13 protein-coding genes are annotated in these 12,869 nt (G+C 58.4%); 9 read left to right on the top strand and 4 right to left on the bottom strand.

Features of this window, described 5'->3' with window-relative positions; all coding sequences use genetic code 11:
- Position 1 precedes the first annotated feature (1 nt).
- The gene (locus tag MDHKLMBL_RS04920; protein WP_092030137.1) at positions 2–1,615 is read right to left on the bottom strand and encodes an FAD-dependent oxidoreductase; all 1,614 of its coding nucleotides are present in this window, start codon (positions 1,613–1,615) and stop codon (positions 2–4) included.
- A gap of 88 nt (positions 1,616–1,703) precedes the next feature.
- Here MDHKLMBL_RS04920 and MDHKLMBL_RS04915 point away from each other — a divergent pair, with 88 nt between their 5' ends.
- The 9 genes from MDHKLMBL_RS04915 to MDHKLMBL_RS04875 all read left to right on the top strand — a co-directional run bounded on the left by MDHKLMBL_RS04915 (position 1,704) and on the right by MDHKLMBL_RS04875 (position 9,247).
- Positions 1,704–2,717 (top strand): AraC family transcriptional regulator, encoded by a 1,014-nt coding sequence (locus tag MDHKLMBL_RS04915; protein ID WP_092030138.1) that lies wholly within the window; start codon positions 1,704–1,706, stop codon positions 2,715–2,717.
- 128 nt (positions 2,718–2,845) lie between these two features.
- Positions 2,846–3,685: a phosphonate ABC transporter ATP-binding protein gene (gene phnC, locus MDHKLMBL_RS04910; RefSeq protein ID WP_008175863.1), complete on the top strand. Its 840-nt coding sequence runs from the start codon at positions 2,846–2,848 to the stop codon at positions 3,683–3,685.
- Entirely contained in the window at positions 3,682–4,545 is an 864-nt protein-coding gene (gene phnD, locus MDHKLMBL_RS04905) for a phosphate/phosphite/phosphonate ABC transporter substrate-binding protein (protein ID WP_008175864.1), read from the top strand. The genes phnC and phnD overlap by 4 nt, the downstream gene beginning before the upstream one ends.
- A gap of 8 nt (positions 4,546–4,553) precedes the next feature.
- A complete protein-coding gene (gene phnE / locus MDHKLMBL_RS04900) occupies positions 4,554–5,384 on the top strand; it encodes a phosphonate ABC transporter, permease protein PhnE (protein ID WP_008175865.1) in 831 nt (276 codons plus the stop codon).
- A gap of 9 nt (positions 5,385–5,393) precedes the next feature.
- Positions 5,394–6,404, top strand: coding sequence for a phosphonate dehydrogenase (locus MDHKLMBL_RS04895; protein WP_008175866.1), 1,011 nt, complete (start codon positions 5,394–5,396; stop codon positions 6,402–6,404).
- Positions 6,398–7,258 carry a LysR family transcriptional regulator gene (locus MDHKLMBL_RS04890; RefSeq protein WP_008175867.1) on the top strand — a complete coding sequence of 287 codons (861 nt, stop codon included), beginning with the start codon at positions 6,398–6,400 and terminating at the stop codon, positions 7,256–7,258. The genes MDHKLMBL_RS04895 and MDHKLMBL_RS04890 overlap by 7 nt, the downstream gene beginning before the upstream one ends.
- Positions 7,259–7,363: 105 nt before the next feature.
- Positions 7,364–7,972, top strand: coding sequence for a sigma-70 family RNA polymerase sigma factor (locus MDHKLMBL_RS04885; protein ID WP_008175868.1), 609 nt, complete (start codon positions 7,364–7,366; stop codon positions 7,970–7,972).
- Positions 7,969–8,697, top strand: coding sequence for an anti-sigma factor (locus MDHKLMBL_RS04880; RefSeq protein WP_008175870.1), 729 nt, complete (start codon positions 7,969–7,971; stop codon positions 8,695–8,697). Before MDHKLMBL_RS04885 ends, MDHKLMBL_RS04880 begins: the two co-directional genes overlap by 4 nt.
- A 121-nt stretch (positions 8,698–8,818) precedes the next feature.
- Positions 8,819–9,247, top strand: a complete 429-nt coding sequence (locus MDHKLMBL_RS04875) for a DUF7282 domain-containing protein (RefSeq protein ID WP_104270244.1) — start codon at positions 8,819–8,821, stop codon at positions 9,245–9,247.
- An 82-nt stretch (positions 9,248–9,329) separates the two neighbouring features.
- Here MDHKLMBL_RS04875 and MDHKLMBL_RS04870 read toward each other — a convergent pair whose 3' ends face one another.
- From MDHKLMBL_RS04870 to MDHKLMBL_RS04860, 3 genes are all read right to left on the bottom strand, one after another.
- Complete coding sequence (locus tag MDHKLMBL_RS04870) at positions 9,330–9,566, bottom strand: hypothetical protein (protein ID WP_104270243.1); 237 nt, start codon at positions 9,564–9,566, stop codon at positions 9,330–9,332.
- An 89-nt stretch (positions 9,567–9,655) separates the two neighbouring features.
- On the bottom strand, positions 9,656–11,095 hold the full coding sequence (locus MDHKLMBL_RS04865; protein WP_227497868.1) for a fibronectin type III domain-containing protein: 1,440 nt from the start codon (positions 11,093–11,095) through the stop codon (positions 9,656–9,658).
- Positions 11,096–11,458: 363 nt separating this feature from the next.
- Positions 11,459–12,739: an NAD(P)/FAD-dependent oxidoreductase gene (locus tag MDHKLMBL_RS04860; protein WP_274540920.1), complete on the bottom strand. Its 1,281-nt coding sequence runs from the start codon at positions 12,737–12,739 to the stop codon at positions 11,459–11,461.
- Positions 12,740–12,869 lie beyond the last annotated feature (130 nt).

Here is a 12,869-nt window from a genome sequence, read left to right as displayed (position 1 = left end):
GTTAGCCCCCCGCCACAATGGAGCGCACCGCTGCCCGGGCCGTCATGATGCATCCCGGCAGGAAGGTACCTTCCAGGGAGCGCTTGCCGTTGGCACCACCGCCACCAAAGCCTGCAGCCTCGCCCACACAGTAGAGACCTTCAACGGGTGCGCCCTGGGCGGTGAGGACGCGGCTCTGCAGATCAGTTTGCAGGCCACCCAGGCTCTTGCGGGTAATCAGCTGCATTCGGATGGCGATAAAGGGGCCGGCGCCGGATTTCTGCAACGGGGCCGGCTTGCAGGTGCGCAGGCGATCCGGCTTCCATTCCCGGGCATGCTGGATCATCCGGATCTGGGGGTCGTCGTGGAGGCTGGTGCCTGCCGCGAAGTTGGCATCAAAGGCATCCGCGGTAGCCTTGAGTGTTGCCGGGTTGATGTCGTTGGAGCAGGTCAGCGCGTTCATCTTGCCGGCCAGATCCGTCAGGCTGTCGGCCACCAGGAAGGCCCGGCTTTCATGCCGCATCTGCCGAATCAGGGCGTGGTTGCCCAGCAACAGCTCTTTCACAAACTGGGGGAACTGTTTATCCCGGATGCGGGCATTATGCTCGGCGCCCGAGATGGCAAATTCCTTGGCGGCGATGCGCCAGTTAAGCAGGTGCCAGGTCCAGGGCTTTTCCTGCTCGGCCACGCGCTGGCACAGCCAGTGGGTATCGAAGCCGGTCACCAGGGGTTCCGGGCCAATCCGTTCGCCCCGATGGTTCAACCACAGGGCGGATTTACAGGGAATGGTGGACAGGCCGTGGCCCGGAAAGTGGGGGTACGGATGCGGAAAACCGGCCGCGTAATTCCACATTTCGCCAGCGTGGGTAATCCGGCCTCCGAGGGTGTCGGCCACCCAGTGATGCATGCGGCCATCGGCATAGGGGTGGGCCCCATTCAACATGCGGGTGGGCTGCGGGCGATCCACCGGCCAGTTGGCGCGGCATTCCTTGTGGCTGCCGTTGATGCCGCCAGTGGCCAGAACCACGGCCGACGCCGCGAAGCGGACTTCCTCACCGGTGGCTTCGTTGATGGCCAGGGCGCCGCTGACCTTTCCCGCTTCGTGGTCCAGTTCGGTAATGCGATGCTGGTGCAGCAGCGTGAGCTTGCCGCTGGTGTTCTCCCGGTGCAGCGCGGTCATCAGGCAGCGGACCAGTTCCCGGGCGGTGCCCCACACCACATGGTAACGGGGCAAACGATTACCATCGCCGAAACGGCCGCGCTCAACCCAGTTCACGGCGGGCAGGAACTTGATGCCTTCGTTGCTGAGCCAGTCGTAGACCTCGGAGCGTGAATGCTCCACGTAGTAACGGGCCCATTGCAGGGGCAATTCATCGTCGGGGGCCAGCTCGCCAAAGCTGAGCCAGTCTTCCAGGGCAATCTCCGGTGTGTCGGCAATTTTCATGCGCTTCTGCAGCGGCGTACCCACCAGCATCATGCCACCAAAGGCCCAAAGCGCCAGGCCACCCATCCGTTCTTCGGTGTCCCGGTCTGCCAGGGTTACGGACTTGCCGGCGCGCAATCCTTCCAGAGCGGCGACAATACCGGCCAGCCCGCCGCCGACCACCAGAATGTCTGAGGAAATCACCTTGGCCATATCGCATCCGACCCGATCGCAATGAGTTGTCAGCTTTAAAGATATACCGGTACCATGGCTTTAAAATTGACTTCAGAGGCCAACAAAATTGACGTTAGAGGCCACGGTTTCCATTGGATGGGTTAACACCGTCATCGGTGCTGCCGAGAGACTGTCTTTAAACGCCAACCAACTGCTGGCAGAAGCCGGCATTCCGGAAGCCGCCTGCGAACTGGAGCGCTGGCCGATCGACGATATTACCCGACTCTGGCACGCCGCCGAACGCTGCACCGGCGACCCGGGCTTTGGTTTGAAGGTGGGAGCGGAGTTCTCCCCGATGAGCATCAGTGGCGTGGGTTTTGCGCTGCAATCTGCCGCAACCCTGCGGGAGGCCATTGTGATGGTGCAGCGTTTCCAGCGGCTGATCTCCGATGGCGGGCGGTTCCAGATTGTTGCCGGCAACACAGCCACCTGGCTGGTTTACCATCCCAGGCAGGGCCGGCTGGCCTTCAGCCCGCACCAGATCGAAGCGGTGCTGGCGTCGGTGGTGGGGTTCGGAAGCTGGGTTACCGGCACCCGGATGCAACCATCCCGGGTGCAGTTCAGCCAGCCCCGGTTGGGGCCGTTGGCCGGTTACCAGACCGTATTCAATTGCCCGGTGGAGTTCGAGCAGGCGTTCAGCGGTGTTCAGATCGACAACGCCGTTCTGGACCAGCCCCTGCCCCAGGCGGACCCCCAGCTTGCCCAGGTGCACGAGCGCTACACCAATGCCCGCCTTGCCGCCCTCTCCATCAACAGTGCCTCAGTGCCAGAAATACGAAGATGGCTCACTGCCCGGATAGGCCCGGTTCTGCCCCGCCGGGCAGACGCAGCCGAAGCCCTGGGCATCAGCGAACGCAGCCTGGCCCGGCGGCTCCGGGAACAGGGCCAGACCTTTGACGGGCTGGTCGACGACGTGCGCCGTGAAAAAGCCCTGCAGGCGGTCGTTGATTTCAGCGCTTCCCTACCTGAAATCGCCGAAGCGCTCGGGTTTGCCGAGGTAAGCACGTTTTACAGGGCATTCCGGCGTTGGACGGGCATGCCACCGGTGCGGTGGCGCAAGCAGGAAAACCTGACTTCGTAATTCTTCTTCGGCCGGCGCAAATGGTCACTAAGGTGTCACGTCACTGACACTGCATTGTCACCTCTCAGGATTAGCGTTGCATTGTAAGTCGCAATCAAGCGAGCTTATTCATTGCAAAAGGTGATCCAATGACGCCTGCTTCATACCCCGACATGATGCTTCGCATTGAGGACATGGGGGTGACTTACCCCGGCAATGTCCTTGCTCTACGGCCAACCACCGTTGATTTCAACAAGGGCGAATTTACGGTCCTGCTCGGCCTTTCCGGTGCGGGCAAATCCACGCTTCTGAGGTCACTCAACCACCTGGTGCAGCCAACGGCTGGCAAGGTCGTTTCGGCGGAATTTGGTGACCTTGATAACCGCAGAACCGTTCGGCTGCACCGAAGCCGCACTGCCATGGTGTTCCAGCACCATCAGTTAATTGAGCGCCACACTGCACTCCAGAACGTACTGACGGGCAGGCTTGCCTATCACAGCACCTGGCGCAGCCTGTTACCAATGCCCAGGCGCGATCTTGAACTTGCCCTTCACTGCCTTGAACGCGTTGGACTTGCCGACAAAGCCCTGGCCAGGATTGACCAGCTGTCTGGAGGCCAGCAACAACGAGTTGGCATCGCGCGCGCACTTGCACAACAGCCCTCAATGATCCTCGCGGATGAACCCGTTGCCAGTCTGGATCCGGCGACGTCGGAAAAGGTACTGGGGTTACTGCGCGATATCTGCCAGGAAGACGGTATTACCGCTGTTATTTCACTGCATCAGCTGGAATACGCCCAACGCTTTGCAGACCGAATCATCGGCCTGGCGAATGCCAGGATTGTGTTCGATGCACCACCTGCAGACTTGAAGCAACACCACCTGAATGAGATCTACCACGGAAACTACGAAACCAAACCCCGAACCGTCCCGGTTCCCGCCACCAAACCCGTTAACCCCCAACCGAAGAAACTGGAGATAGCCCGATGAAAGCGTTAATGAACCTCTTGATAGCACTCTGCCTGGTGACAGGATTGAATTCGCAGGCACTCGCAGCGGATCCAGACCCTGATCTTCTGAAAGTTGCTCTCCTGCCCGATGAAAACGCCTCTGAACTGATCAAACGCAATCAACCACTAAAAGACTATCTGGAAAGCACGCTTGGCAAGGAAGTTGAGCTGATCGTGACTACCGATTATTCATCAATGATTGAAGCCATGCGCTTCGGACGTATCGACCTGGCCTACTTCGGCCCTCTGTCCTACGTGATGGCCAAGAGCAAGAGCGACATCGAACCCTTTGCAGCCATGATTGTGGACGGCAAGCCAACGTACCGCTCCATCATCATTGCCAACGCAGACGCCGGGGTTGAATCCTATGCTGACATCAAGGGCAAGAAGATGGCCTACGGTGATCGGGCCTCTACATCGAGCCACCTGATTCCCAAAACTGTCCTGATGGAATCTGCGGGCCTGGAAGCCGGCCGTGACTATGAGGCACATTTCGTAGGGTCCCACGACTCTGTGGCAGTGAATGTGGCAAATGGCAACGCAGAAGCCGGCGGCCTGTCCGAGGTAATTTTCCAGCATGTGATGGATCGTGGCCTGATTGACCGCAATAACGTGAAGGTTCTCGGATATAGCGGCGAATTCCCCCAGTATCCCTGGGCCATGCGCTCAAATCTCGCCCCGGAGCTGAAAGAAAAGGTTCGAAATGCCTTCATCAGCATCGACGACAAGGAAATCCTGAGCAACCTCAAGGCTGAAGGCTTTGCTGCTATCTCCGATTCGGATTACGACGTAATCCGGCGCATGGGCAGCCTCCTGAACCTCGACTTTGCCAAGATGTGAGGAAATCCATGAGTTATACCCCGACGGAACCGGCGACTCTGTCGCCGGCTCCGTCAGCTCCGGTGCTGGATGAGCATGCCCGGGGCTGGCGGAAAAAACTCCTGCAGACAGGTCTGGTCCTTGCGGTGATTCTCATTGCCAGCTGGTACGTGGGCCTGCTCGATTTCAAAACCCTGGCCAATGGCATGCCAGCGATTGGCGTCCTGTTGGGTGAATCTCTGCCGCCCGACTTTACCAATGTCATGAACTGGGTTTCGCCACTTGTCGACACCCTCGCCATGAGCATTGCCGGCACTGCAATTGCGGTTGCCGCTTCGGTACCACTGGCTTTCCTTGCTGCACGGAATACGTCGCCACACCCGGCTGTTTTCCACATAACACGCACCATTCTGAATGGCCTGCGGTCAGTTCCCGAACTGATCATGGGGATTATCTTCGTCGCTGCCGTCGGCTTTGGCGCGCTACCGGGCGTTCTTGCCCTCGGCCTTCACTCTATTGGGATGGTCGGCAAATTCTTTGCAGAAGCCATTGAACATGTGGACGAAGCCCCGGTGGAAGCAGCCGATGCCGCCGGAGCGACTCGCCTACAGGTTCTCTGGCACGCAGTTCTGCCCCAGGTTCTGCCGCAGTTCGCAGATGTATCCATCTACCGCTGGGAGTACAACTTCCGCGCCTCGACCGTTATGGGCATGGTGGGAGCAGGGGGTATCGGTTTCGAACTCATGGGCTCACTGCGCATCATGCAGTACCAGGAAGTCAGTGCCATCCTGATTGTTATCCTCCTGATGGTCACGATTGTCGACAGCCTGAGCGGCTTCCTCCGTAAGAAATTCAAGTAAGGAAAACGAATGAAACCAAGAGTTGTGATAACTCACCGGGTACACGATGAAGTCCTGGCTGCCCTCGAACCACATTGTGAGCTTGTAACCAATCAGTCAAACCGCACGCTCCCGCCAGATTCGGTGAAGGCCAGGGTAGCCACAGCCGATGCCGTGATGGCCTTCATGCCGGACAGGATCGGCGATGAGTTTCTGGCGGATTGCCCGAACCTGAAGATCGTGGGCGCAGCCCTGAAAGGTTACGACAACTTCGATGTGGACGCCTGCACTCGCCATGGGGTGTGGCTTTCATTCGTGCCGGATCTTTTAACCGTACCCACCGCAGAACTGACCATCGGACTCACCGTTGGCCTTACCCGGCAGGTAAAGGCAGCGGACGAATTTGTTCGTTCCGGAGAGTTCAGAGGGTGGCAGCCGAAGTTCTATGGGCTGGGAATTGAGGGCGCTACCATTGGCATTGTTGGAATGGGTGCCATTGGCAAGGCCATAGCTGTCCGTCTGCAGGGATGGGGTGCGAACCTGCTCTACTCAGAGCCCGAGGGCTTGCCCTCTGATGAAGAGAGGAATTTGGGGCTGGCGCATACAGGACTGGAAGAGCTTCTCGCCCAATCCGATATCGTAATACTGGCGCTGGCACTGAACGAGCATACCTTTCACACCATAAACCCTATACGCCTGGCACTGATGAAGCGGGGTGCCTATCTGATCAACCCATGCAGGGGTTCTGTGGTCGATGAGAACGCCGTACTGGCGGCACTGGCCTCCGGACAGTTGGGTGGTTACGCCGCCGATGTATTCGAAATGGAGGACTGGGCACGAACGGATCGTCCGCATGAAATCAGTCCGGAGTTACTTGCCCATCCGAACACATTATTTACCGCTCACATCGGCTCGGCCGTACAAAGTGTAAGGCTGGCCATTGAGCAACGGGCGGCCGAGAACATTCTGCAGGCATTACGGGGTGAACGGCCGCGGGATGCGATCAATTCTCCGTCATTACGTGAGGACTCTCCATGCTGAATCCGGTCTGGCTCAAGAGCTTTATCGCGTTGGTCCAGCATCAGAGTTTTCAGGCCGCTGCAGAGAATCTTGGAATCGCCCAACCCACTCTCTCCCAGCATATCCAGAAACTGGAACAAGACCTGGATGTGTTGTTGATTCGAAGGGGAAGATCAGGCTGCGAGCCCACCAGGGCAGCTTTGGCACTGGTACCATTCGCAAACAGTATATTGCGCCTCGACAAACATGCCCGTGAAGCGGTTCGGGGGGCCGGCGTTCGGATAGGGGCGAGCTCAAACATTGGCATATATATGCTCCAGCCCTATCTTCGGGCCTTCAGGGACGATAAAGCCTCGCCCGACGTGGACCTCGTAATTGATAATAACCCCTCAATTGCCCGGCAACTAACGATCGGTGAACTCGACATAGCCATAATGGAGTGGTGGCAGCCTAAACCCGGATTTCTGGCGCAGGATTGGCGGCGAGAACAGATGGTACTGATTGTTCCACCCGATCACCCATGCGCAGATCTTCAAAGCATAGATCGGGACACCCTCGCAGAAATGACGCTGCTTGGCGGAGAGCCTGGCACAGGCACAGGCCGGCTACTGGCAAACTTCTTTGGTGACGAGGGACCGTTTCCGAAGGTGTCTATGCAACTAGGGAGCACAGAGGCTGTCAAACAGGCAGTCAAGGTTGGACTGGGTATATCGCTGGTGTTGGAAGCGACGGTAAGGGAGGAAGTCCAGGCGGGCTCGCTACGAGCCATCCCCGTTAGTAACCCTGGGTTGGAAAAGGAACTCATGGTGGTCTACCCGAATGCCTTGGCCAATCATCCGCCAGTCTCTGCATTCCTCAGCCAACTGTGCCACTGAGCAAACGAATAGCTCACACCGAGTGTTAGCCAGACTGCAATTTCATGTTGAGCAACAACGGACCAACCAGTAACCTGCTGATCAGACACCAAAGCCCGAGGCCCCATGAAGCCTGACTCCCATCAGCTCCCAGACAATGCCAGCGCAGGAACCGGCCCGCAGTCGCCATCCGATGGCCCTGAGCGTGTTGCCCGGCTGATTCACCGCGTCGCTCAAAAAGACCGCCAGGCTTTCGCCCTCCTCTACCAGGCAACTGCCCCGAAACTTCTGGGCACCGTGTTGCGTATCCTCAGAGACAGAGGGTGGGCAGACGATGTTATCCAGGACAGTTATCTCAAAATCTGGCAAAAAGCCGAGCAGTTTCAGGACGGCAAATCTTCGCCGATTACCTGGCTGGTGTCGATTGCCCGTAACGGTGCCATTGATGAGCTGCGCAAACACCCCGCCGGACGCACCACGAACAGCGACGAGCTGGATGAGATGCCAGGCCGGCAGACATCAGCTCAGGAACAGCTGGAAGACCAGCGGGCGGCAAATCAACTGAATCACTGCATCGACCAACTGGAAAAAGACCGACAGGACATGGTGCGCCTGGCCTACCTTAACGGATGGTCCCGGGAGGACCTGGCAAGCCAGTTTGAACAGCCGGTCAACACGGTAAAGACCTGGCTTCACCGCGCATTGAAACAGCTCAAAAGGTGCCTCGAATCATGACTGAACGCGACGACCTGGACATGCTGGTTGCAGAGTTCGTTCTGGGCACATTGCCAGCCTCGGAGCGGGCCTATCTTGAAAGCCGGCGCAATGAGGACCCGGAGGTAGATGCGCTGATTCTGCAATGGGAAGAGCGCCTGGGTAAGCTGGCCGAGGAAACCGAGCCCGTTCAGCCCTCACCGGCGTTGTTCGCAAAAATCGAGAAGGCTCTGGACCGAGTGGAATCGACGCCTCGCGAGGCTGCCGAAACGTCAAACGTGGTTGCGCTGCGCAGCCAGCTGAACCGCTGGCGCTGGAGCACGGCGATTGCCTCGGCGGCCGCCCTGGTTCTCGTGGCCATTCTGGCGTTCCAGCCGCAGCCCGAGCCTCAAGCCCAGTCGTTTGTTGCGGTTTTCCAGAACAACGATGAGCAGCCGGCCTTCCTGCTGACGGTGGACCTGAAGGAGCAACGGCTCAACATCCGGCCGGTAACTGCCGAGCCAAGACCCGGAAAATCCTATCAGTTGTGGATCAAGGCCGACGAGCTGGGTCCAAACCCCCGCTCCGTGGGCGTTCTGGGCAACGATTTCGCGCTGGATGAAGGGGCGTTGAGCAATTACGACCCTGCCCTGCTCAAGGAGGCCACGTTCGGCATCAGTGTCGAGCCCGAAGGCGGCTCACCCACCGGACAGCCCACGGGACCGGCGATTCACGGTTACCTCTACCCCACCGACGGAAACAATTAATAGGCAGGTGCCAAAAAAAATCTTCCGTTCCTGAAACTTTGCGCATCGGCTCCCGTAGCTGCAGTTAACCCGCCCAAAAACAACCCGACGGGCGGGAAACACTGACACTCAGGAGAACGCAATGATCAAGCACGCAAAAACTTCCACACTTCTGGCCGCCCTCGTTTCCGGCGCTTTCGCAACCAGTTCAGCGTTGGCCGCTGAACACAAGGCCGGTGTCTGGACCAACGATCAGTCAGTTGCCAACGGCGTTGTATCCGCCAGAAAGGTGGTTGCCGAACAGAATGGGTGGCTGGTGGTTCACCGCACGGACGAATCCATGAAGCCGGGCCCTGTTGTCGCCCACGCGCCGTTGCGCAAAGGTATGAACATGGACGTCGCCGCCATCCTGACCGAGGAAGTGCAATCCGGTGACATGCTGATGCTGATGGTTCACAGCGAAGACGGCGGGATGAAAACGGGTATTTTTGAATACACCCTGGGCGCCAAGGAAGACGGCCCGATCAAGAAAGATGGCAAGCTGGTGATGCAGACTATTACCGCAAAATAATCGCTGGCGATAGTGCCGGCTGCTGCGCTGACTGGCGAATGCAGCCGGCATATCAAACCGGATTAATTACCCACGGCCAACCCTATCTGCCGTCCCCCTTCACGCCCAATCTGTCGAGGTAAAGATGGAGTTCCGCCTCGCTAATGTCCACGTATTCAAGTACGCGCCCATACAGCATGGCGGTCGGGACATTGCGGCCCTTCAGCTCTTTCTGAGTTTCATGCAGGACGTAAAGAATGATTCTTTCAGTGCGGGTAAGGCCGTCTCTGGCGTCAGGGATCACTTCAAGGAGACTGCGGGAGTAGTCTGAACCGGCCATGATGTACCTGGTATGGAGCAATGGACCAGCACATAGTAACAGGCTGGCAGCGAAGCCCCCAGAGGGGGTCGCTGCCTTTTACCGCCAAATCAGATCTGTTTGTAGACCACTTCAGACAACCGGCTGCGATTACCATCGGTGTCCAGGGTACGGATAGCGAAGTACCAGGTGCCTTCTGTCAGCTCATCAACCAGCAGCTCGTCGACGGAGGCGTCACCAATGGCCAGGCTCTGGTCGAGGTTTTCAGCGCTGGTGCCGTAGACCACCTCGAAGCCTGCGATTTCGCCCATGGCCAGGCTGTCGCCATTTTCGCGGGTCAGCGGCGCGGTCCAGCTCAGCAGTGCTGTGTTTGCAGGAGCGGTTTCCTCAGGCGTCGTCTCGGTGACGGGCTCGCTGATTTCAGTGTCTGTTCCTGTGTCCGCTACGGTTTCGTCGGTGGTTGTATCGGGCTCAGTTGTACCGGCAACCTGCTCGTCGGTTGAACCTGTTGAGGTATCGGTCGAGGTATCGGTGTTGGTGTCGGTTGAGGTGTCAGTGGTGCTGCCGGAATCAGTTCCAGCGGTTTCATCGCCGCCAGTGGTTCCGTCGGTGGTGTCACCGGAATCGGCGACGTCGGTATCACTTTCTTCGTTAACATCGGCAATGGTTTTGAAGCGCTGTACATTGCGGTATTCGACCACCACCAGCTTCTGGCTAATGACGCTTGAATTCACCACGTTCTGCAATTCTGAGGACTGCAAGGCCGCCGCGCTGACAAGATCTGCCAGTGCCACGTTGGTACCATCGCCCATAACGCTGATCTGGCCGGTGGCACTGACCTGTGAAGTAACGTCATCCAGGACAGCTGAAATCGAATCCCACTGGGCGTTGTCATTGACCAGCGCCAGGAATGACGCATTGGCAATCGCCACCTGAATGGCATCCGCGGTTACGCCGGTCATTCCATCCAGATTGGTCAGGTCCGGAGGAGTCAGGCGCAAAGCACCGGCCGGAAGGGCGAACCAGTTTTCAACGGTGGTGTAAGCGCTGGAAATCGCTGTCGGTGAGAGACCTTCCGAACTGCGCTCAGCCAGTTTTACAGCCAGGTGGGTGAGCGGCGTAAGGTTTACCGTTTCGTTCCGCAAATCGCCAGCACCCAACAGACTGAAGTTGCTATCCAGCGGCATTACCTGCCCAAACGGCACTGGCTCGGCACCGGCCTGATCGCATTGGGGCAGAACGTCACAGACCATGCGAGTGCCGCCGTCCGCAGAAAGCTCAACCAGGGCCCAGCCTTCGGCCTTACCGCGAAGCTGCCAGGTATAGCTGCCATCGTCTGCGGTTAATACCGGTTTGGCTGCCTGACGCTGCGGGGCGTAGTAGCCGTCTTTGTCAGCTATCAGCCGATTTGCAACCACAAGGCCCTGTTGAATGATTCCTTTAACGGCTGCGCCGGCGATCTGGACTGTGGGCTCAGGCGTCGCGGGAGCAGCCTGCGCCGCCGTGGTGCTCTCTTCACTCGTAATGTCCAGACCGCAGCCCGAAAGCATAACAACCGCAGGTAAAATCAGCAGTCCTTGCTTCGTTAGTTTTTTGCCGCAATATGACATTGTTTCGCACCAATTATTTGACGAATTTGAGCGAATCTTACAGCGGCAGTTTTCGGTTATATGCGGCCCAGTTCCGGATTTTTCGGCCGGATTACGTCAGAAAATTGGCGTTTACGGAGGGATACACGTTGTGATGGAAGGTTACAGCATGGAGCCCGGACTCCTGAGCATAGGTCATTGTTTTAGGTCCGCTTTTCACAATTCGCTTAAATCCCGGCTGTGGGCCGGGAGCGAATAGCGGGCCGACTGATTACAAATTTAAACGTTGATGAAACGGGTACTGTTTCACAGTTTTCCGGGGACTCAAACGCCCAACCTGTCCCGCAGCGCATAGTACCAGGCTCCCATCGCCGTCAACGGCACCCGGAAGGCGCGCCCACCCGGGAACGGGTAATGCGGCAGGCTGGCGAACGCATCAAACCGTTCCGCCTGATCCTGGATTGCCAGTGCCAATGCCTTGCCTGCCACGTGTGTGAAGGTAACCCCATGGCCGGAGCAACCCTGGGAGTAGAACACGTTCTCGTGCAAGCGCCCGAGCTGTGGCAGGCGCGACAGGGTCAGCAGGAAATTGCCGGTCCAGGCGTAATCGATCTTCACATTCGCCAGTTGCGGGAAGGTTTTCAGCATATTCGGGCGAATCAGCCGTTCGATGTTAGCCGGGTCGCGGGCGCCGTAGACCACGCCACCGCCGTAGATCAGGCGGTTGTCACCCGACAGCCGGAAGTAGTCCAGGAGGTAGTTGCAGTCTTCGACGCAGTTGTCGTTCGGCAGCAACTGCCTGGCAACGGCCTCCTCCAACGGCTCGGTAGCAATAATCTGCGAGCCGCAGGGCATGGATTTGGCCCCGAGCTCCGGCACCAGGCCGCCAAGATAGGCGTTGCCCGCCAGGACAACCGTTTGCGCCCTCACCTCGCCCATGTCGGTTTTAACGGTTACGGTTTTACCGGGGGCGATGCTCGTTACTGTGGAGTGCTCGTGAATCACGCCGCCACGCGACTCGAGGGCCGCGGCTTCGCCGAGAGCCAGATTGAGCGGATGAATATGGCCGCCGGTGTGATCAATGGCGCCGCCGACATACCGTTCCGTGCCAACCCGGGAACGGATGGCATTCCTATCCAACAGTTCCAGTTGGTCGTAACCGAACCGGCGCCACAGCGCTTGCTGAGATTCCAGGTGCCTGAGCTGCTTTGGATTGAGCGCTGCGAAAATACCGCCTTCTTTCAGGTCGCACCGAATGCCGTAACTCTTCACCCGCTGGCGAATGATCTGGCTGCCCTCAAAGGCCATCTCGGACAGCAGTTTCAGGTGGACTTGAGAGGTCTGTCGTTCGATGCTGTCCAGATCCCGGCTGAAGCTGTTAACGATCTGGCCGCCATTGCGCCCCGAAGCACCCCAGCCGACCGTCGCTGCCTCCAGAACCACCACCCGGAAACCGGCTTCCGCCAGGAACAACGCTGTCGAAAGGCCGGTGTAGCCGGCACCGACGACGCAAACATCGGCCTCGCAAGACCCTCGCAGCGCCGGGCGCACAGGGGCCGAGTTGGCGGAAGCTGCGTAATACGAGGGAACCGGGGGATACTCGATCATTATGTGACGCCAGAAAAGGTGATAGAGACGTTCAGGATCAGGCTGCAACGATGCGCGCCGCAGGAAGTCTATGCCAGCGCCGCGCGTTCGGAAAGACACGTTCTTATACCTATATCGCGGGCGGCGC

The sequence above is a fragment of the Marinobacter flavimaris genome (assembly GCF_002933295.1).
GTDB classification, from domain to species: domain Bacteria; phylum Pseudomonadota; class Gammaproteobacteria; order Pseudomonadales; family Oleiphilaceae; genus Marinobacter; species Marinobacter flavimaris.
Note: the sequence above shows the minus strand (reverse complement) of the source record. Positions and strands in the feature narration are given on the sequence as shown.

What these genes read in the sequence shown, in the direction of transcription:
- phnC (WP_008175863.1), top strand. Translation starts at nt 2,846, where the DNA reads ATGACGCCTGCTTCATACCCCGACATGATGCTTCGCATTGAGGACATG.
- MDHKLMBL_RS04920 (WP_092030137.1), bottom strand. Translation starts at nt 1,615, where the DNA reads ATGGCCAAGGTGATTTCCTCAGACATTCTGGTGGTCGGCGGCGGGCTG.
- MDHKLMBL_RS04865 (WP_227497868.1), bottom strand. Translation starts at nt 11,095, where the DNA reads ATGCTTTCGGGCTGCGGTCTGGACATTACGAGTGAAGAGAGCACCACG.
- phnE (WP_008175865.1), top strand. Translation starts at nt 4,554, where the DNA reads ATGAGTTATACCCCGACGGAACCGGCGACTCTGTCGCCGGCTCCGTCA.
- MDHKLMBL_RS04870 (WP_104270243.1), bottom strand. Translation starts at nt 9,566, where the DNA reads ATGGCCGGTTCAGACTACTCCCGCAGTCTCCTTGAAGTGATCCCTGAC.
- phnD (WP_008175864.1), top strand. Translation starts at nt 3,682, where the DNA reads ATGAAAGCGTTAATGAACCTCTTGATAGCACTCTGCCTGGTGACAGGA.
- MDHKLMBL_RS04880 (WP_008175870.1), top strand. Translation starts at nt 7,969, where the DNA reads ATGACTGAACGCGACGACCTGGACATGCTGGTTGCAGAGTTCGTTCTG.
- MDHKLMBL_RS04875 (WP_104270244.1), top strand. Translation starts at nt 8,819, where the DNA reads ATGATCAAGCACGCAAAAACTTCCACACTTCTGGCCGCCCTCGTTTCC.
- MDHKLMBL_RS04890 (WP_008175867.1), top strand. Translation starts at nt 6,398, where the DNA reads ATGCTGAATCCGGTCTGGCTCAAGAGCTTTATCGCGTTGGTCCAGCAT.
- MDHKLMBL_RS04885 (WP_008175868.1), top strand. Translation starts at nt 7,364, where the DNA reads ATGAAGCCTGACTCCCATCAGCTCCCAGACAATGCCAGCGCAGGAACC.
- MDHKLMBL_RS04895 (WP_008175866.1), top strand. Translation starts at nt 5,394, where the DNA reads ATGAAACCAAGAGTTGTGATAACTCACCGGGTACACGATGAAGTCCTG.